The sequence below is a fragment of the Candidatus Rhabdochlamydia porcellionis genome (assembly GCF_015356815.2).
Classification (GTDB): Bacteria; Chlamydiota; Chlamydiia; order Chlamydiales; family Rhabdochlamydiaceae; genus Rhabdochlamydia; species Rhabdochlamydia porcellionis.
The window spans coordinates 719,647-737,523 of sequence record NZ_CP075585.1 but is presented as its reverse complement, the minus strand read 5'-3'; the positions used below and the strand labels follow the sequence as shown (position 1 = coordinate 737,523).

17 protein-coding genes are annotated in these 17,877 nt (G+C 35.8%); 13 read left to right on the top strand and 4 right to left on the bottom strand.

Annotated features, from left to right (window positions below):
• Positions 1 to 15: 15 nt before the first annotated feature.
• Complete coding sequence (serS, locus tag RHAB15C_RS03375) at positions 16 to 1,269, bottom strand: serine--tRNA ligase (RefSeq protein WP_194845650.1); 1,254 nt, start codon at positions 1,267 to 1,269, stop codon at positions 16 to 18.
• A 190-nt stretch (positions 1,270 to 1,459) separates the two neighbouring features.
• Here serS and pyrG point away from each other — a divergent pair, with 190 nt between their 5' ends.
• The 5 genes from pyrG (at position 1,460) to pgl (ending at position 6,929) form a co-directional block, all read left to right on the top strand.
• A complete protein-coding gene (gene pyrG, locus RHAB15C_RS03370; RefSeq protein ID WP_194845651.1) occupies positions 1,460 to 3,064 on the top strand; it encodes a CTP synthase in 1,605 nt (534 codons plus the stop codon).
• 3 nt (positions 3,065 to 3,067) lie between these two features.
• Positions 3,068 to 3,487, top strand: a complete 420-nt coding sequence (gene ruvX / locus RHAB15C_RS03365; RefSeq protein WP_194845652.1) for a Holliday junction resolvase RuvX — start codon at positions 3,068 to 3,070, stop codon at positions 3,485 to 3,487.
• 67 nt (positions 3,488 to 3,554) lie between these two features.
• Positions 3,555 to 5,087 carry a glucose-6-phosphate dehydrogenase gene (zwf, locus tag RHAB15C_RS03360; RefSeq protein WP_194845653.1) on the top strand — a complete coding sequence of 511 codons (1,533 nt, stop codon included), beginning with the start codon at positions 3,555 to 3,557 and terminating at the stop codon, positions 5,085 to 5,087.
• A 1-nt stretch (position 5,088) separates the two neighbouring features.
• Entirely contained in the window at positions 5,089 to 6,186 is a 1,098-nt protein-coding gene (locus RHAB15C_RS03355) for a glucose-6-phosphate dehydrogenase assembly protein OpcA (RefSeq protein WP_194845654.1), read from the top strand.
• Positions 6,180 to 6,929 (top strand): 6-phosphogluconolactonase, encoded by a 750-nt coding sequence (gene pgl / locus RHAB15C_RS03350; RefSeq protein ID WP_194845655.1) that lies wholly within the window; start codon positions 6,180 to 6,182, stop codon positions 6,927 to 6,929. Before RHAB15C_RS03355 ends, pgl begins: the two co-directional genes overlap by 7 nt.
• Here the strand turns inward: pgl and RHAB15C_RS03345 are convergent.
• From RHAB15C_RS03345 to RHAB15C_RS03335, 3 genes are all read right to left on the bottom strand, one after another.
• The gene (locus RHAB15C_RS03345) at positions 6,881 to 7,513 is read right to left on the bottom strand and encodes a carbonic anhydrase (protein ID WP_194845656.1); all 633 of its coding nucleotides are present in this window, start codon (positions 7,511 to 7,513) and stop codon (positions 6,881 to 6,883) included. The two genes, pgl and RHAB15C_RS03345, sit on opposite strands and share 49 nt — an antisense overlap.
• A gap of 128 nt (positions 7,514 to 7,641) precedes the next feature.
• Positions 7,642 to 8,562: a TerC/Alx family metal homeostasis membrane protein gene (locus tag RHAB15C_RS03340; RefSeq protein ID WP_194845657.1), complete on the bottom strand. Its 921-nt coding sequence runs from the start codon at positions 8,560 to 8,562 to the stop codon at positions 7,642 to 7,644.
• A gap of 80 nt (positions 8,563 to 8,642) precedes the next feature.
• Positions 8,643 to 9,623 carry a TauD/TfdA family dioxygenase gene (locus RHAB15C_RS03335; protein ID WP_194845658.1) on the bottom strand — a complete coding sequence of 327 codons (981 nt, stop codon included), beginning with the start codon at positions 9,621 to 9,623 and terminating at the stop codon, positions 8,643 to 8,645.
• A 155-nt stretch (positions 9,624 to 9,778) separates the two neighbouring features.
• Between RHAB15C_RS03335 and tsaD the strand changes: the two genes are divergently transcribed.
• The 8 genes from tsaD to RHAB15C_RS03295 all read left to right on the top strand — a co-directional run bounded on the left by tsaD (position 9,779) and on the right by RHAB15C_RS03295 (position 17,849).
• Complete coding sequence (gene tsaD / locus RHAB15C_RS03330; RefSeq protein WP_194845659.1) at positions 9,779 to 10,810, top strand: tRNA (adenosine(37)-N6)-threonylcarbamoyltransferase complex transferase subunit TsaD; 1,032 nt, start codon at positions 9,779 to 9,781, stop codon at positions 10,808 to 10,810.
• Between the two features lie 109 nt (positions 10,811 to 10,919).
• Positions 10,920 to 11,141 carry a hypothetical protein gene (locus RHAB15C_RS03325; RefSeq protein WP_194845660.1) on the top strand — a complete coding sequence of 74 codons (222 nt, stop codon included), beginning with the start codon at positions 10,920 to 10,922 and terminating at the stop codon, positions 11,139 to 11,141.
• Positions 11,129 to 12,781: a hypothetical protein gene (locus tag RHAB15C_RS03320; RefSeq protein WP_194845661.1), complete on the top strand. Its 1,653-nt coding sequence runs from the start codon at positions 11,129 to 11,131 to the stop codon at positions 12,779 to 12,781. The genes RHAB15C_RS03325 and RHAB15C_RS03320 overlap by 13 nt, the downstream gene beginning before the upstream one ends.
• A 68-nt stretch (positions 12,782 to 12,849) precedes the next feature.
• The gene (rpmG, locus tag RHAB15C_RS03315; RefSeq protein WP_194845662.1) at positions 12,850 to 13,008 is read left to right on the top strand and encodes a 50S ribosomal protein L33; all 159 of its coding nucleotides are present in this window, start codon (positions 12,850 to 12,852) and stop codon (positions 13,006 to 13,008) included.
• 21 nt (positions 13,009 to 13,029) lie between these two features.
• Positions 13,030 to 14,946, top strand: a complete 1,917-nt coding sequence (locus tag RHAB15C_RS03310) for an ABC transporter permease (RefSeq protein WP_194845663.1) — start codon at positions 13,030 to 13,032, stop codon at positions 14,944 to 14,946.
• Positions 14,946 to 15,623, top strand: a complete 678-nt coding sequence (locus RHAB15C_RS03305; RefSeq protein ID WP_194845664.1) for an ABC transporter ATP-binding protein — start codon at positions 14,946 to 14,948, stop codon at positions 15,621 to 15,623. Before RHAB15C_RS03310 ends, RHAB15C_RS03305 begins: the two co-directional genes overlap by 1 nt.
• A gap of 17 nt (positions 15,624 to 15,640) precedes the next feature.
• Complete coding sequence (locus RHAB15C_RS03300; RefSeq protein WP_194845665.1) at positions 15,641 to 17,044, top strand: UDP-glucose dehydrogenase family protein; 1,404 nt, start codon at positions 15,641 to 15,643, stop codon at positions 17,042 to 17,044.
• Positions 17,007 to 17,849, top strand: a complete 843-nt coding sequence (locus RHAB15C_RS03295) for a polyprenyl synthetase family protein (protein ID WP_194845666.1) — start codon at positions 17,007 to 17,009, stop codon at positions 17,847 to 17,849. Before RHAB15C_RS03300 ends, RHAB15C_RS03295 begins: the two co-directional genes overlap by 38 nt.
• The last annotated feature ends 28 nt before the right edge of the window (positions 17,850 to 17,877 follow it).

The window sequence follows — 17,877 nt, the reverse complement described above, 5'->3', positions numbered from 1 at the left end:
TAGTTAAGCCATTGCTTACGGCAGATATTTCTGTTTGTAATGTAATATCGATGGGATATAGATACTCCCATTTTTCTGTTGGTGATTTTCAAGGAAGGGTACAAGAATACGTGGGGTTGCAATAGCTGTATTATTTAATGTATGGCAAAACTTAACTACACCATTTAATGTGCGGTAACGAACATTGGATCTACGAGACTGCCAGTCGTGAAGAGAGGAACAGCTGTGTGTCTCCCGATACTTAGCTTCACTAGCTACCCAAGCTTCAATATCAAACATTCTTACTTTACCAAGCCCCATATCCCCTGTACAACATTCAATAACTCTATAAGGCAATTCTAAATCTTGCATAATCTCTTCGGAGATTTGTAGAAGCTTGTAAAGCCAAGAAAGAGATTCCTCTTTGTCATTTTTACAAATAACAAACAACTCTACTTTATAAAATTGATGAACGCGAATGAGACCCTTTACATCACGACCAGCGCTACCAGATTCTCTTCTAAAACAAGGAGATAGGCCAGCATAAAGCAAAGGCAGTTCTTTTTCTTGTAAAATCTCTCCAGAGTGCAAACTGTTGATTGGCACCTCTGCTGTACCAGAAAGGTAAAGATTGTCTTTAGGTAGAGAGTAGACTTGCTCTTTTCCCTCAGGAAAATGACCTGTACCATATAGAGCAAAATCTCTTACAAGCGATGGAACTGTAATAAGCTCAAACCCTTTAGATCGTGCTTTGCGCAAAGCAAATTGTAAAAGAGCCATTTCTAGTAAAACCATCTCATTTTTTAAAGCGTAGGTTCGAGATCCGCAAACCTCTGAAATTCTCTCTTCTGCCCATCGGTTTTTTTGTAGAATTTCTGTATGACTAAGAAAAGGGAAATCAAAGATAGGTGCTTTTCCCCATTTTTTGACTTCTATGTTAAAATCCTCATTTTCTCCCACTGGAGCTTCTTGGGCTGGGATATTAGGGACAAGAAGAAGGTAGTCCCTTAAATGATGTTCTAAATTGCTTAAAACCGGTTTTAGTTGCTCAATCTCGGATCCAATTTCCCTGCCTTTTAAGATAAGATCTCCTCTTTCTTCTTTAGGGCTTTGAGATACTTTTTTAGCATTAGCTTTACGCTCTGTCTGTAAGATCTCTATTTTTTTTTTACAATCTGCAACTTGGGCTTCGCATAGCAGTAACTCTTGTAAATTCAGATTAACATTTTTCAGTCGTATTGCTTCTTGTACAACTTCTTGGTTTTCTTTAATAAATTTCAGATCGAGCATGGGATTTACTTAAAGTTTATTTTTTTTAACACTATAGCTTATAACACGCCTTTGAGAATTGTGCACTAAAAGCTTTTTCTTCTCCTATTTTAAAATTTTTATTTTATAATCAATTCAAAGCTCCAGTGAATAGCATTGAATTTTAACTCTATTTAAGATTAGAATGGTTTTTTTTAGGATTTGAAATTATATGCATAAAACAAAGTACGTATTTATTACTGGTGGGGTTGTTTCTTCTTTAGGAAAAGGCCTAACTTCTGCTTCGATTGCTATGTTATTGGAGAATCGCGGTCTAGAGATTGGAATGCTTAAGCTCGATCCATATTTAAATGTTGATCCTGGGACAATGAGCCCTTTGCAACATGGAGAGGTCTATGTCACAGATGATGGAGCCGAAACCGACTTAGACCTAGGGCATTATTTTCGTTATACGCACGCTGAGCTTTCTAGATTGTCTAATGCAACATCAGGACAGATTTACGAGACTGTAATTAGAAAAGAGCGCAAAGGTGATTATTCGGGAAAAACGGTTCAAGTTGTCCCTCATATTACAGATGAAATTAAACAACGCATTTTGCATTGTGGAAAGGATTCCTTAGATGTAATTCTAATAGAAGTGGGAGGAACCGTTGGTGATATTGAATCCTTACCTTTTTTAGAAGCAATTCGTCAATTTCGTCATGAGCGCCCTGATCAATGCATAAACATTCATCTAACCTATGTCCCTTATTTAAAAGCAGCTGGAGAAGTTAAGACAAAACCCACGCAGCATTCTGTACAAATCCTAAGAGAAATTGGCATTATACCTGACATTATTCTCTGTCGTGCTGAAAATGCTCTAAGAGAAGAAATTAAGGATAAAATCAGTTTATTTTGTAGCGTGCCAAAGACAGGAGTTGTAGACATCATTGATGTAGATAGTATCTATGAAGTACCGGTTCATTTACATCAACAGTGCTTAGATGAAAAAATTTGCCAAATGCTAAAATTAAAAACCCCACCGTCTAACTTGACAAAGTGGAAAAAGATGCTACACAACTTATCTAATCCCAAGGGTAAAGTAGTAATTGGCATTGTTGCCAAATACCTCCAGCACCAAGATGCCTATAAGTCGGTTTTTGAAGCTTTAAAACATGGAGCACTAGCAAACCAACTTGATCTTGAGCTTAGATTATTTGATGCAGAAAAAATTCTAGATAGCGCATTTTTCACAAAAGAAAACTGTGATGGATATCTTGTACCTGGTGGGTTTGGAGAAAGAGGATGGGAAGGAAAGATTCACGTTGCTAAACACTGTCGTGAGCAGCACATTCCTTATTTAGGTATTTGCCTTGGCATGCAAGTATTGTGCACAGAGTTTGCCCGCAATGTAGTCGGTTTAAGCGAGGCAAATTCTACAGAAATCGATCCTGATACCAAAAACCCTGTTATTTCTCTTTTAAGCGAACAAAAAGAGGTCTCTAATTTAGGCGGTACTATGCGTCTCGGAGCTTTTGCCTGTCATCTTCTTCCCCACACTAAAGCTGCAAAAACCTATGGTGTGCGTAACATTTCAGAAAGACATCGCCACAGGTACGAATTTAACAACGCTTATAAAGAAGTTTGTGAAAAAAAAGGATTGATTTTCTCTGGGATTTTTGAAGAGAGAAATCTTTGTGAAATTGCAGAAATTAAACACCATCCTTGGATGATTGGTGTGCAGTTTCACCCTGAGTTTAAATCAAAACCTACAGATCCCCACCCTCTTTTCAAAGAGTTTATTACATCTGCATTTTCATATAGAAATAAGGAATAATCCTTGGGTAGGCTTTTAGGAATCGATTTTGGTTTAACTCGTATAGGAATTGCCATTTCCGATGAGCAAAAAATTATTGCTACAGCTCTTGGAAGCATTAAGGCAAAAGATAAGCCTTTGAGTGCTTTAGAAAATCTTTTAGCTAAATATTCTTTTATAGAAGCTATTGTAGTAGGACTTCCTTTATTATTAAACGGAAAAGAAGGAGATATGGCTCTACGCACACGCATGTTTGCTGCTCTTTTAGAAAGTCATTTTCAAGTGCCTATTGTTTTTTGGGATGAAAGATTAAGTTCTGCTCAAGTAGAAAGGTTTTTAACAGAGTGCGGAGTAAACCGAAGAAAACGTGCACAAATCAGCGATGAACAAGCTGCTGCTCTCATCTTACAAGATTATCTTAATTGCCATTCAAAAAAAAATTAAGTATATCTTGCTAAAGATTTGATGAAATTTTGTGTTGATAAAAAAATGAAACGAATAGCAAAAGCATATGTCTGATTCCCCTCTTCAAGAACCTGGAATATCCACTCGATTTGTAAATCCCTGTATTTTAGTTATTTTTGGTGCCACAGGAGATCTAACCGCTAGAAAACTGCTTCCTGCTCTTTATAACTTAGCAAGAGAAGGACAACTCCCCCCCCAATTTGCTTGCGTGGGATTTGCTAGAAAAGAAAAGACAAATGAGCAGTTTCGTGAAGAGGTAAAAAAGGCTCTTAATCAATTTTCCAGAGTTAAACCCATTGATGAAACCCTTTGGAAGCATTTTCAGGAACAGATTTTTTACTATCAATCAGAATTCCACGATGAGCAAGGATTTAAGCGTCTACAAGGTTTTCTTCAAACCTTAGATGTAAAGTTAGATACTAGAGGTAACCGTGTTTTCTATCTGGCTACGCAACCTAGTTTTTTCCCTTTGATCTGCGAAAATTTGCATAAAGCAGCTCTGATTTACAAGCTCCAAGAAACAAAAAAGTTTTCTCGACTTATCATAGAAAAACCTTTTGGTCATGACTTATCTTCTGCTCAAGATCTGCAGCAAAAATTGCTCTGTTTTTTACAAGAGGATCAAATCTATCGAATCGATCATTACTTAGGCAAAGAAACCGTACAAAACATCTTGGTTTTTCGTTTTGCGAATTCCTTGTTTGAATCGTTATGGAATAGACGTTATATAGATCATGTGCAAATTACCGTTGCTGAGGACATAGGAATTGGCACTAGAGGAGCTTTTTGGGAAGAAGCAGGCCTATTGCGCGATATTGTACAAAACCACATGATGCAATTGCTCTCGCTTATGGCTATGGAGCCTCCTATTAACCTAGAAGCGGATTCTATCCGCAATGAGAAGGTAAAAGTACTACAAGCTATCCGCCCTTTTAATAAAGAAGATATGAATCAACATGTGATACGCGGGCAATATGCTGTAGGTTATATCAATGCAGAATCGGTAATTGGCTACCGAGAAGAAAAAAATGTCTCTGCCACATCAAATATGGAAACATTTGCTGCTTTGCGCTTATTTATTGACAATTGGCGCTGGTCAGGAGTTCCTTTTTATTTACGAGCTGGAAAACGATTGCCTAAAAGGGCAACTGAAATTGCGCTTATTTTTAAACATCCTCCAGGAATTTTATTTCAAAATTTAGCAAAAAAAAATGAAGCAAATGTTCTTGCATTGCGCATTCAACCTGATGAAGGAACTTCTTTGAAAATCAACTGCAAAGTTCCTGGATTAATAGGTCCTATTCAACCAGTAAAAATGGATTTTCGCTACGGTTCTTACTTTGGTATAAACCCTCCTGAAGCATACGAAAGACTGATTTTGGATTGTATGCTCGGAGATAATACTCTTTTTGCAAGACAAGATGAGGTGTATAATTCTTGGAAATTCATCACTCCGATTTTAGAATACTTTTCAGCTAACATAGATAAGAATTTCCCTAATTATGCTGCAGGCAGCTGGGGACCAAAAGTTGCAGACCAGCTTTTATTGCAAGACAGAAGAAAATGGAGGTTCATTTAAAATGACCTCTACTCCTTACCCTGTATCCCCTGCTCATATTGAGCGAGAATTAAAAAAAATTTGGGAATCTTTAGAAACAAAAAATATTACAAGAGCCTGTCTCTTTAATTTACTCTTTTTTACCTATGATAATCCCCGTAAAGCCTACTTTCAAAAAGTTGTTCATTCAGTAGTAGAAAAATTCCCTTCTCGTGTGCTTTTCATCACTATTGATCAAGCTTCTCAAAAAGAAGAGTTGGTTACACAGGTTTCTATGCTTTTTTCTGGGAAAGCAGAGTACGATGTAGCTTGTGACTATATTGAAGTTCAAGCATCTCTCTCTTCTCAAATGCGTATTCCTTTTCTAGTTCTTTCTCATATTTTACCTGATCTTCCGGTCTATCTAGTTTGGGGAGAGGATTTAGGCAAAAATGAACCTTTACTGCAATCTCTAGAACCTTTAGCAAGCCGGATCATTTTTGATTCTGAAGCAACCTGTAATCTTTCCTTATTTGCAAAGTATTGTTTAAAGCAGCAAAGCTTTCATTACGATATAGCAGATTTAAATTGGGCTCGAATAGAAAATTGGAGGGATATTCTATCCGCTGTTTTTTCCTCTGAAGAAAAATTAGAAAAAATACAACAAGCGCAAACTCTGCATGTTTTTTATAATGCGCAGCAAAGTACATTTTTCTGTCATGCAAAAATTCAATCTTTATACTTACAAGCTTGGCTTGCCTGTCAGCTAAAATGGGAATTTAAAAGCTTAGAAGAACAAAAAGAACAAATTATTTGTACCTATCAAGGAAAATCAGGACCTATCCGAATTTTTATTGCCCCAGTCATTCATACATACTTACCTACAGGTCTAATCGTTTCTATAGAAATTCTGCTTAAAGATGCCTCTTCTTTTTTATTTTCTAGAAATACAGAGCAACAAAATCATATTACTGTGCAAGAAACCACACTTAAACAATGCACTCTTCCAGCTCGTTATATTTTTCCTAAAGGAGGGGCTGGACATTCTCTTGTTCAAGAAATTTGCCGTCGAGGGAATTCTACCCATTATTTACAAGTATTAAATCTTCTACAAAATATCCATTTAAAGGATCCATGCTAATAGAAACTATAAAACCTCGCTCTGTAGATGAGTCTAAAAATCTCATCGTTCCTGGTAACTATCAAAAAACTCTGACTTTTTGCGCTGAGCATTTTATTGCCCTTTCTAAACAAGCCTTAGCCGATCATGGATTTTTTGCGGTTGCTTTATCTGGCGGTAGTACTCCAAAAGCTATTTTTGAAAAACTTTGCTCATTTCCTTATAGAGAACAAATAAACTGGTGTAATATCCATATTTTTTTCAGCGACGAGCGTGCCTTGCCTCCTGATGACCCTAACAATAATTTTCACATGGCTATGCAAGCAGGTTTTAATAAAATGCCCATTCCTACTGAACAAATCCATCGAATGGAAGCAGAAGTAAATATCAAAGAAAACGCCTTAAAATACGAAGAGACCATCCATAGAGTACTTGGAAAGCGTCCTTTTGATTTAGTTATGCTAGGAATGGGAGAAGATGGGCATACAGCTTCTTTATTCCCCCTTACAGAAGGGTTAAATATTACAGATAGACTATGTATAGCCAACTATGTACCACAAAAAAAATGCTGGCGGATGACCTTAACTTTTAGTTGTATCAATCAAGCCTCTAACATTTGTATTTACGTATTAGGAGCAAATAAAAGAGACATGTTAACCCAAGTTCTTTTTCATCCTAGCCAAAAGACTTTCCCTGTAGAACAAGTGGGCACACCTCAATCCAAAGCGCTTTGGATTGCAGATGAAGCAGCTGCCGTTAGATGATTTTCGAAAAAATCTACCTTTCCAGTCTCTAAATGATAATAACCACCCACTATTTTTAACTTCTTTTTCTCAATGAGCTTAATAAGCATAGGAGTACTTTGTATTTGCTCGACTACTTGGTTTATATTCGCTGTAATTGCATTGACCAAGTGATTTCCTTTTAGATTGCGTGTCTTTTCCACAGCAGGCTCAATCAATTTGGCAACAGTTGGTATATCAGAGGCCTGATTAGCAACAACTGCAGATACAGCTCCGCACTTTTCATGACCTAGTACTAATACGATAGATGAACCTAGATGATTTGCTGCATATTCAATGCTATCTATGCCAACCGCATCGATGACATTACCAGCTACTCGTATAATAAAAAGATCTCCTAAGCCTTGATCGAAAATAATTTCTGGGGAAACTCTTGAATCGGAACAACCTAGAATAATTGCAAAGGGTTTTTGCGTGGTCTTTATAGCTTCTCTACGCATACCGGTCCTATTGGGATGCTTTAATTTGTCTGAGGTGAACCTCTTATTACCCTGAACCAAACGTTTTAGTGCTTTTTCAGGAGAAATTGCGTTAGCTATAGACATAAAAACACATAAAAAAAATAATAAATAATACACAAACCCATCCCTTTAAATATTTGCTTGTATATTAGTTAAAACAACATTTGTCAAATATTTTTATAGCCACTTTACTTCATGTTCTATAAGACGATCTAGTGTTTGTTAATGTTTCTTTTTAAGAAAAAAGAAAATGTAATTGTAAAAGACAAAATAAGCAAGATAATAATTAAAGAAATGCTAACAGGAATAGGAAAAACAGAAGCAAGAATGATTTTTAATGCTATGAAAAGGATCATTGCCGCTAGTCCAAAGCGCAAGTAGCGTAGCCTTTCAATCGATTGATAAATAGCAAAGTATAAAGAACGTAAACCTAAAATAGCAAAGACATTAGAGGTGTATACAATAAAAGGATCTGTAGTTATAGCAAAAATAGCGGGAATAGAATCTATAGCAAAAAGAATATCTGAGCTTTCAATAACCAATAGAGCTAAAAAAAGAGTGGTAATTTTCCATTTACCCCCTTCTTTTATGATAAAAAAATCTACGTTCTTTTCTTTACAAAGAGGAAAAAAAACTTTAAGAACTTTCAGAATAGAAGAATGCTGTATATCAAAGACCGTTTTTTGTTTGAATAACTTGTAGGACGTAAATAGCAAAATAACTGCAAAAACATAAAGCACCCAATCGAATGAATGCACCAATTTTGCACCTAATAAAATAAATCCAATCCGAAAAAATAAAGCCCCTAGTACCCCCCAAAATAAAACTCTTTGCTGCTGCTTTTTTGGAATTTGAAAAGCTTGAAAAATCAATAGAAAAACAAATAAATTATCAATGCTTAAGGATTTTTCAATTAAATATCCTGAAAAGAACTGCAGTGCTACTTTAGGGCCTTGCCAGAAATAGATTCCTAGATTGAAAATTAAAGCTAATAAGATCCAAAAACCAGTTATTATCCAAGCTGTTTTAAACTCTGTAATACGAAAATATCGATGAAATACCTTTAGATCTAGGAATAAGAACCCTATAATCAAAATATGAAAAGCAACCCAAAACCAAATTGATAATCCCATATTGCGTAGAATAAGCCTTTAATAAGATTCTAATCAAGAAAGACCGCTAACGGTCTTTCTTGATTAGACTTAAAAAAGATCTAATGAATAGACAAACGAGAAACCAATTCTCGACGAGAATTTTCTGGAAATCTTTCTCGTGCATGTAAAATACGTGTATTATCAAAAATTAAAACATCGTTTTTTTGCCATCTAACAGCCATTTTAATTTCTGCAATAATTTGTTGAATTTGATTTATCACCTCAATTGGGATCTTTGTATCATCTTCAAAAGTTACACAAATAGTCTCTTTAGTCTTTTCAGGATTATATTTAGGATGCATATCTTGCATATCTTCTAAAATTTCTAAGGCATTATTAATGAAAATGGGGGAATTTGCCCATTTCTCTTGTTGAATTGCCTCTGTTATATAGGTGGTATGCAGATTGGAATTTTCATCAATAAAGTAGTTAATCCCTTGCTTATTTAAAATAGGTTCTAGTTCTTCTTCAGAAGTAACCTGATAAATTTTTTGCCATTTTTCACGAGGAAAACATCTAGAATATTTAATTTTTTTATCCATAAATAATTGCTTAATTTCTTCCGGTAATCTTGCATAAAGCTCTCTGCCATCACAAAGCAACGTAGCTCCGTCAGCTACTGGAGGGATAAAGGCATACATCCAAAAAGTTGTCGCATGAATCTTTTGGTAATATTGCTCACCATGAAAATAAACGGAGTGATTCCCGTCCTTTTCAGTAATGATAATAGCCGTGGGATCTCCATCTACATTAGGCCTGATAGATCCACCTTGATAAGGTAAAAAAGTATCTGGAAATTGATTAGAGAATGCGATAAAATCACGGGTAGAAACATCAAATCCTCGTAACAAGACAATCCCCTTTTCTTTTAACCTTTCATAAATCTCATCTGTAGAAAAGTCATAAATACTTTTTTTTTCTTCTGATCTCTCTATGGTAAATTTTTCTAAATCATGTACTTCTGCTGATAGAAAATTGCTTAACAGTAGAGCTGCTAAAACTGCTTTTAAGAATTTGCGTGGTGCGTTGAGTATCTTCATATATCATTCCTATTTTTCGGTTAAAGCTAAAAATTTTTTAGCCATATCAAAAAATAATAATGATTATATATTTTTTGTCTAAATAAAATTTAAAGTTTGTTTAAAGCAGTTTTAATCCATGCAAAAATACCTCTTATTTTGCTATATTTAACTGTATGCTAGTCTTAGGAATAGAAACCAGTTGTGATGAAACAGCTTGCGCTATTGTGCGTAATGGGAGTGAAATTTTAGCTAATGTTATCTATTCCCAGATAGAATTACATAGGCCCTACGGTGGTGTATTTCCTGAACTTGCTTGTCGCCGACATGTAGATGTAATCATCCCTGTTATTGAGCAAGCGTTAACCCAAGCAAAATTATATCCCTCCTCTCTTCAGGGAATTGCTGTTACTAAAGGCCCTGGGTTGATTGGCGCCTTACTTATTGGTCTTAACTCTGCTAAAGCGCTTTCTCTTGCCTGGAAAATACCTTTCGTAGGAGTCAATCATGTAGAAGCCCACCTTTATGCTGCTATGATGCCTCCTAACACCCCTCCTCCTTTCCCTAGCTTAGGGCTTGTCATTTCAGGTGGGCATACCTTTATGGTAAAAATTGAAGCAATTGGTTCTTATCGGTTTATAGGAACAACTCAAGACGATGCTATTGGGGAGGCTTTTGATAAAGTAGCTCAAATGCTTTCCCTCCCCTATCCTGGAGGGCCTTCTATTGAGGCTTTAGCTAAAACAGGAAATCCCAAAGCCTTTGCTTTTAAACCCTGTCGTATTAAAGAGTCACCTTGGGATTTTTCCTTTTCTGGCCTTAAAACAAGTGTTCTTTATGCTATCAAAGGGCAAAACCCTGCAAAAAGCTCTCCCTTAATCATCTCTGAGGCTCAAAAAAAAGATGTAGCCGCCTCTTTCCAAGAAACAGCGCTTACCGATGTTGTGCAAAAAGCTATACAAGCAACCGATGCGTTTCATTGCAGAGCTATTGTATGTGGAGGAGGAGTTACTAATAATCAAAGGTTTAGAGATATCTTTCACGAAAAGAACTGTCCTTTCCCCCTCTTTTTTCCCTCTAAAGAACTTACAGTGGACAATGCTGCCATGATTGCAGGTTTAGGCTATCATCATTTTCTTTCAAAACAAGCGGATGATTTATCACTTGAGCCTATGATTCGCATTCCCCTCTGGAAAAACCTTATCTAATGATTCTTAATATAAGATTAATAATTAAAGTTAATTAAATATAAATAATTATACGATAAAATAGTATAATAAAAAACGCCGATGTATTATTCATAACCAATAAAACAATATGAGTTTAGAACTAACTTTATACCTTTATCGTAATTTAGATCAAGCCCCAGGCTTAGCTCTTAACGCAGTAGCTCCCTATACTCAGGGTATTGGTTATGTAAAAACAAAAACAGCTCATTTTTTAAATACTTGTAAGAACCAACTGCAAAACACCTTCGTCATCCCAGAAATTCAACCATTTCTGCTGTTTTGTTCTCTACAAAATACATGGCAAATTTGACAGGTATGGCATGTATTTATCAAAAAATTTGTCATGTTCTTTCTAGAAGAGCTGGCCGAGTAGCTTCTATAGAAAACCAGCTTTTAGTAAACCTTAAAAACCTCTCTAATTATTGCATACAACTTAATACAAGCTATATACCCTGGCAAAAAATCCCAGGATTGCACGCTCTTGAAGAACTTAAAGAAGAACTAGTAAATAAACAACAAGTAGCTCCTAGCTCAGAGCAAATTGCAGAAGCCATCTCTTGTTGCAATGAGATACATGCATTAGTAACACTACATCGCTCTATAAGCAGCACAGAAGATTTAAATCCAGAAGAAATACGTGCCATAGAAGAAAACACTGATACAATATTCTCAGCTGTTGAAGAGAACATAGGAGAAGCCCTTGGTGGTTATACTCCTTCAATACTAGCTCCTGTTTTCAATGACTTATTAAACAGTGTCCCTGAATCATACAATCCCTTTGCTTTAGCCAGCAATTCTTTACTAACTACATTAAAAAAAATTTTAGCGACTGTAGGAAGCTCTTCTACCTTAACCATAACATCTAGTAATTACTTTGTATCATCTAATGCCCAGAAGGCATTGCTGCAACTAACCGCTATATCAGGAATGTCAGCCGCTGGTTTATATTACCAAGAGCAAATGGAAGAGGTTGCAAAAGAAGTCCTGCAAACGTTTTTAGAAATCACTTGCGCTTATGCAGGGATGCTGCTTTTTAAAACCGATGAATCCTTTAAAGATTATTTTCATAAAATTGTTCCTGCAACTATTGCCTCAAAAGCTACTGAACATTATTTAGATTCTAGAGAAAGCTTTGCAATTACCTCCTTTGCTCTCCCTCTTGTTGTATCCTCTTTAGTGTATAATCAAGCCTCCATCCAAGAAACCTATCAGCAACTTAATCGACTGTTTATTAATATCTCAAATAGCGAAGAGCAAAAACAGCTCTTACAACCAATTACTTCTTTTATTAAAGACCAACTCATCCATAGGTTCTCAAATGCTTTAAGTCTAATAGCTCTGCAAAAAACGATTGAAAACATTTCTTCTAGCCCAGCACTAGCGTATGCTGTTCTATGGGCGGACCCTGTGATAAACGATCATCTATTAAAAAATATACTTATTCCTTTATTTTCTTCTATAAACCAGCAGATTTTGGATCAATCCATAGAACAAAAGATACTACAAGTTTTAAGTGCTTCAAAAGAGTACCTTACTATTCTACAGCAAGATGACATGCAAAAGCTTTTACTCAAAATACAGCATGATCTGCACAGGAAAAATCCAGATATAGAAGAGCTAAAAAACCAATTCTTAGAAAAAGTTTTTTTAAAGAAAACAGGGATGCCGCTACCTTTGGGCAACCCTACACTGGATCTGCTAAAACAGTCTTTTGGTCTGGACATACAAGCTGTCTTATTCACCAGCTTCAAACACACTCCACCTGCTATTCGTATGCTATGGAATAGCTATTCTTACCATAAAAAAGTAGATCAAGCTTTAATGCTAGAACTTCTATTACAAGGCTTTATTATAAACGGTTTAGCAAACCTAATACCGGGATCTAATACTGAATTGCCTTCTTTTTCTTATGTAAAAACAGCCGGTCTTGGAATAAGCCTTGCTCTATAATTCCTTATTTTTCTTGTTGATTAATAAGCTCTTGTTTTAAAATGATTTGTTAAAAAAAGAGGTATAGTATGGCTAAAACAGCTCGAGAAACCATCAAAATGAAAAGCACAGAAAGCAACGAATGTTATTGGACTACCATAAATAAACGCACTTCCACAGGACGTAAGGAACTAAAAAAATACGATAAGACACTGAGAAAGCACGTCGTTTTTAAACAAGCAAAGTAATTTTTTAATCCATGGGTGTTAATGTTTGAGCTAAAAATTGCTTTCAAATACTTAATACCCCGTAAAAAACATCTATCCTCTTCACTCATTTCTCTTTTATCCATCTTTGTTCTTTCCTTAGTCGTTTGGTTAATTGTTGTTTTCTTATCGATAACTGACGGCATTGAAAATAATTGGAAAACAAAATTAACAACTGTTCATTCTGCTATAAGAATCACCCCTACCGATGCCTATTTTTCTTCTTATTATTATCAGATAGATGCCTTATCTCATGAATCCCAATATCGCCATAAAACAATTAGGGAAAAAATTTCTTCTCTGAAGACAGATCCCTATGATGAAAATTATGATAAAGAGCTTCCTTTACATATTAAAGCAGAGAAAAAAACAAAAGATTTAGCCAAAGAGCTCTATGCTATTTTGGAAAGACTAGAAAATACACACAAGATCACCTATCAGGATTTTGAATTAAGTGGGGCTATGCTACGTCTACAAATGATTAGAAAGAAGCCAAAAGAACAGACAACCCAGAGCTATTTAACTCAAGCTTCCTATTTAAGCTCTTTTCCTGAAAAAAATCCTTTCCTAGATACATTGATTGTCCCTTTAAGAACCGATGAGCTTACTCACTTATTTTCTCAATCTCAAATCAATGATATTCTGCACACAGTTGCCATTAAGTCTCTTAAACCAAAGTATGATGGATGGGAAATTCCCATAAGCATGATTCCTGAAGGAGTATCTTTGCCTGCGCAGGTATCTATTTCAAATCTCTCTTATGTTCTATTAACGGAAAATGAAGAGGCTTTTCCTGATTTTCAAAAAGGGGCAATAAAAAAAACACCCCGAGGAATCTACTTTACAGAAAAAAATAAATCTTCCTATTTGATAGATAAACCTATTTTTTTGGAAAAATCTTATTTACTGCATGTAGTTAAAACAGAAGTTCCCCCTCAAGCAAAAACCTTAAAGGATTTATTTTTTACTATTGAAATTCCCTTTAAAAATTACCTATTACAAGGCAAGGTATCCGGTGATGGACTAGAAGTTGTAGAAGGCAGATGGTGTAAACCCTCTGTTGTTCTAGCTCAAAAGACCGGTGTATTTTTAGCTAAAAGTTTTCAAGATCAAGGTGTACAAATAGCTGATCGCGGTTATTTATCTTATTCTAGTTTAAGCATGAGCGCAGCTCAAGAGCAACGATTGCCTATCTTTGTAGCAGGATTTTATGATCCAGGACCTCTATTTTCTGGCTATAAAAGCATTTTGGTTCCTCCTCACATTACTCAAACAATTAATGCTTCTAATGCCTCTTTTCACCTAAATAAAACAGAATCAAATGGAGTGCTTATTTGGGTTGATCATCTTACAGACACCGACTCCATTAAAAAAGAATTAGAAAAGCTACTAGAAAAAGAAGGAATAGCTGCTTATTGGAAAGTAACCCCTTTTACAGAATATGATTTCGCAAAAGATATGCTGCAGCAATTTGTAAGTGATCGCTACTTATTTACTTTAGTGGGAATAATTATCTTAATGGTAGCTTGTTGCAATATCATTTCGCAACTTGTGATTTTAGTTGATAACAAAAAAAAGGAAATCGGCATTTTATTAGCTATGGGAGCTAGTAAAAAAAGCATTCTTTTCATTTTTGGCTTTTGTGGGATGATTATGGGATTCATGAGTAGCTGTATTGGAATTGCAGCTGGATTGTTTACATTAAAGCATCTAGATTTTGTTATTTCTATTTTAAGTCTTTTACAAGGACAAGCTTTACTAAACCCCATTTTTTTTGGACAAATAATCCCTTCTAACTTTAGCTCTCAAGCTATCCAATTTGTATTCATTGTAACTCCTATTTTATCTTTATTTGCAGCTCTTGTTCCTGCTATAAAAACATGTTACTTAAACGTAAGCGCTATTTTAAGGTCTGAATAATGACTATTTTACTAGCCAAAAACTTAAAGAAGTCTTTTTTTTCTCCTCATCAAACAGAATTACTAAAAGGAATTGATTTAACCGTTAACCATCAAGAATCTTTAGCAATTTTAGGGAAGTCTGGAGCTGGAAAAAGCACCCTACTGCATATTTTAGGCACATTAGATACACCATCTGAAGGTGAACTAATTATCAGTGGCATAAATACAAAAAAAGAAAGTTGTTATGCACTACGTAAAAAAAAGCTAGGGTTTGTTTTTCAATCCCATTATCTTTTAGAAAACTATAGCGTAATCGATAATGTAATTATGCCAGCAAAAATCACACGTATGCGTTTTAATAAACAAGAGCTTGGTTTGCGTTTATTATCTGCTGTTGAGCTACAGCAACATGCTCATCTACCTGTTAAGTTTCTCTCTGGTGGAGAAAAGCAAAGGCTTGCTATTGCACGTGCTTTATGTAACAATCCCGATCTTATTTTAGCAGATGAACCAACTGGAAGCCTTGACTCTTTTCATGCAGAAATGGTTTATGAGCTCCTTCTTCGTCTAGTTAAAAAACAGGGCAAAAGTATAATTATTGTAACTCACGATCTAAAAGCAGCAAATTCATGTGATAGGGTACTCATTTTAAAAGATGGCTTTTTATCTGAAGTTAGAAATACAATAAATTTATAAAAAGATTATAAGAAAATATGGATATTGCAATCATTGGCGCTGGGTATGTTGGTCTAGTAACAGCAGCTTGCTTTGCTGAAATGGGACATCATGTCATTTGCTTGGATATTAATAAGCAAAAAATTCAAAATCTACAAAAATGCATAATCCCTATTTATGAGCCTGGATTAAAAGAATTAATCGAACGCAATGTAGAAGATGGGCGTTTAAGCTTTACTACAGATTATCAGCTAGCTACTGCAGTTTCCCAAGTTTGTTTTATTGCTGTGGCAACCCCTTCCAAAGCAGATGGTAGCTGTGATCTCTCTCATGTTTTTTCCGCTGCCTCTTCTATAGCTCAACATATGAAACACCCGCTCCTCGTTGTCAATAAATCAACAGTACCTGTAGGTACTGCCTCTTTGGTTAAGCAACATATTGCACAGATTCTTAAAGAAAAAAATGCACTCATCGGTTTTGATGTTGTTTCTAATCCTGAATTCCTAAAAGAGGGCAACGCAATCAATGACTGTATGAAGCCCGATCGTATTATCCTTGGAGTTGATAATCTCGATAGCGCTAAAATCATGCGAGAGATTTACTCGGCTTTTACTATTAATCATGATCGAATCTTAATTATGGCACCCTCTTCTGCAGAACTAGCAAAATATGCAGCAAATGCCATGCTTGCTTTGCGAATCTCTTTTATGAATGAACTCTCTAGCTTATGTGAAAAGACAGGTGCTAGTATTAATGATATACGCATAGCCATTGGTGCAGATCAAAGAATTGGCTACCACTTCTTATATGCCGGAATGGGTTATGGAGGGTCTTGCTTTCCAAAAGATATTAGAGCTCTTTACGCTACAGCCAAAGCATATGATTTAGATCTATCATTAATGAGAGCCACAGAAAGTGTAAATACACAGCAAAAAAAAGTACTTGCAGATAAAATTTGTCGTTATTTTAACCAATTTAACGGGGTTTTTAATAAAACTATTGCAATCTGGGGGCTTTCCTTTAAGCCTCATACAGATGATATTCGAGAATCTCCTGCACTTTCTCTCATTGAGATCTTACTGTCTCAAGGAGCTAATTTACGCTTGTTTGATCCTGTAGCTATGCCAGCTATGCGTGAGCGTTTAGGCACTTGCCATCAAGTAACTTTTTGTAAGGATGAATATGAAACTGTACAAGGAGCCGATGCCATTGTGCTTGCCACAGAATGGCGACAGTTTCGTTACATTGATTTTACTAAAATCATTCCTTTTTTGCGTCATTTAGCTTTCTTTGATGGACGCAATCAATATCAACCAAAAGAAATGGAAAAATTAGGTTTTGCTTATTTTGGAATTGGCATACCAACAGATTACTCCCATAGGCAACCAAACCCTCAGAAAATAAATGAGCAAAATATCATTCCTATCTCAAGCACAAACTGAACTTGAAGAAGCATTAGAAAAGCTAGTTAGCCCTAAGTTAACTACGGCATACGCACCTCTTTTTTCTTCTGCACGCTATTCTCTTCTAGCTCCTGCTAAGCGCTTGCGTCCTCTGTTACTAATAGCAGCAGCATCTACTTTTAGGGTTCCTCTTTCTCAAACAATCCTACCTGCTTGTGCTATTGAGCTCATACACACCTATTCCCTTATTCATGATGATTTACCATGTATTGACAATGATGATACACGAAGAGGGAAACCCACGCTACATAAAGCATACCCAGAGTGGCAGGCCTTGATCACAGGAGATTACCTACTTACCTATGCTTTCGAAATTCTTTCTTCTCTTCCTTTTTATTCCGCTGAGCAAAAACTGAACTTAATCCAACTCTTTGCAAAAAGATCAGGTGCGGATGGATTAATTGGGGGGCAAGTAATTGATCTCTTGATAGAGAAAAAAAATATTTCATGGCCGCTCCTGCAACAAATGCATCATGGAAAAACAGCAGCTTTAATTTCTGCTGCTCTTGAAGCTGGGGGTATCCTTGGCAATGCTTCTGATCCAGACATGCAGCTCTTATACAATTGTGGGCAGAAAATTGGACTTGGATTTCAAATAGTTGATGATTTACTTGATATAGAAGAAGAAAATAAAACCACAGCAGTCACTCTTTTAGGTAAAATTCAAGCTAAACAATTCGCAGAAAGCCTGCTTAAGGAAGCGCTAGAGCAGCTTGACCAATTAAGTTGTCCAGCTCCTTTAATCCAAAATCTTTTACGTAAGATGATTTATCGCTCAATTTAAAAATCTACTGTTTGTTTTAAGCGTGAAC

Coding starts and splice junctions, on each gene's coding strand:
- RHAB15C_RS03345 (WP_194845656.1), bottom strand. CDS start 7,513: ATGTCTATAGCTAACGCAATTTCTCCTGAAAAAGCACTAAAACGTTTG.
- RHAB15C_RS03310 (WP_194845663.1), top strand. CDS start 13,030: ATGTTTGAGCTAAAAATTGCTTTCAAATACTTAATACCCCGTAAAAAA.
- RHAB15C_RS03325 (WP_194845660.1), top strand. CDS start 10,920: ATGAGTTTAGAACTAACTTTATACCTTTATCGTAATTTAGATCAAGCC.
- zwf (WP_194845653.1), top strand. CDS start 3,555: ATGTCTGATTCCCCTCTTCAAGAACCTGGAATATCCACTCGATTTGTA.
- RHAB15C_RS03305 (WP_194845664.1), top strand. CDS start 14,946: ATGACTATTTTACTAGCCAAAAACTTAAAGAAGTCTTTTTTTTCTCCT.
- RHAB15C_RS03300 (WP_194845665.1), top strand. CDS start 15,641: ATGGATATTGCAATCATTGGCGCTGGGTATGTTGGTCTAGTAACAGCA.
- pgl (WP_194845655.1), top strand. CDS start 6,180: ATGCTAATAGAAACTATAAAACCTCGCTCTGTAGATGAGTCTAAAAAT.
- RHAB15C_RS03355 (WP_194845654.1), top strand. CDS start 5,089: ATGACCTCTACTCCTTACCCTGTATCCCCTGCTCATATTGAGCGAGAA.
- RHAB15C_RS03340 (WP_194845657.1), bottom strand. CDS start 8,562: ATGGGATTATCAATTTGGTTTTGGGTTGCTTTTCATATTTTGATTATA.
- RHAB15C_RS03335 (WP_194845658.1), bottom strand. CDS start 9,623: ATGAAGATACTCAACGCACCACGCAAATTCTTAAAAGCAGTTTTAGCA.
- RHAB15C_RS03320 (WP_194845661.1), top strand. CDS start 11,129: ATGGCAAATTTGACAGGTATGGCATGTATTTATCAAAAAATTTGTCAT.
- rpmG (WP_194845662.1), top strand. CDS start 12,850: ATGGCTAAAACAGCTCGAGAAACCATCAAAATGAAAAGCACAGAAAGC.
- RHAB15C_RS03295 (WP_194845666.1), top strand. CDS start 17,007: ATGAGCAAAATATCATTCCTATCTCAAGCACAAACTGAACTTGAAGAA.
- tsaD (WP_194845659.1), top strand. CDS start 9,779: ATGCTAGTCTTAGGAATAGAAACCAGTTGTGATGAAACAGCTTGCGCT.
- pyrG (WP_194845651.1), top strand. CDS start 1,460: ATGCATAAAACAAAGTACGTATTTATTACTGGTGGGGTTGTTTCTTCT.
- serS (WP_194845650.1), bottom strand. CDS start 1,269: ATGCTCGATCTGAAATTTATTAAAGAAAACCAAGAAGTTGTACAAGAA.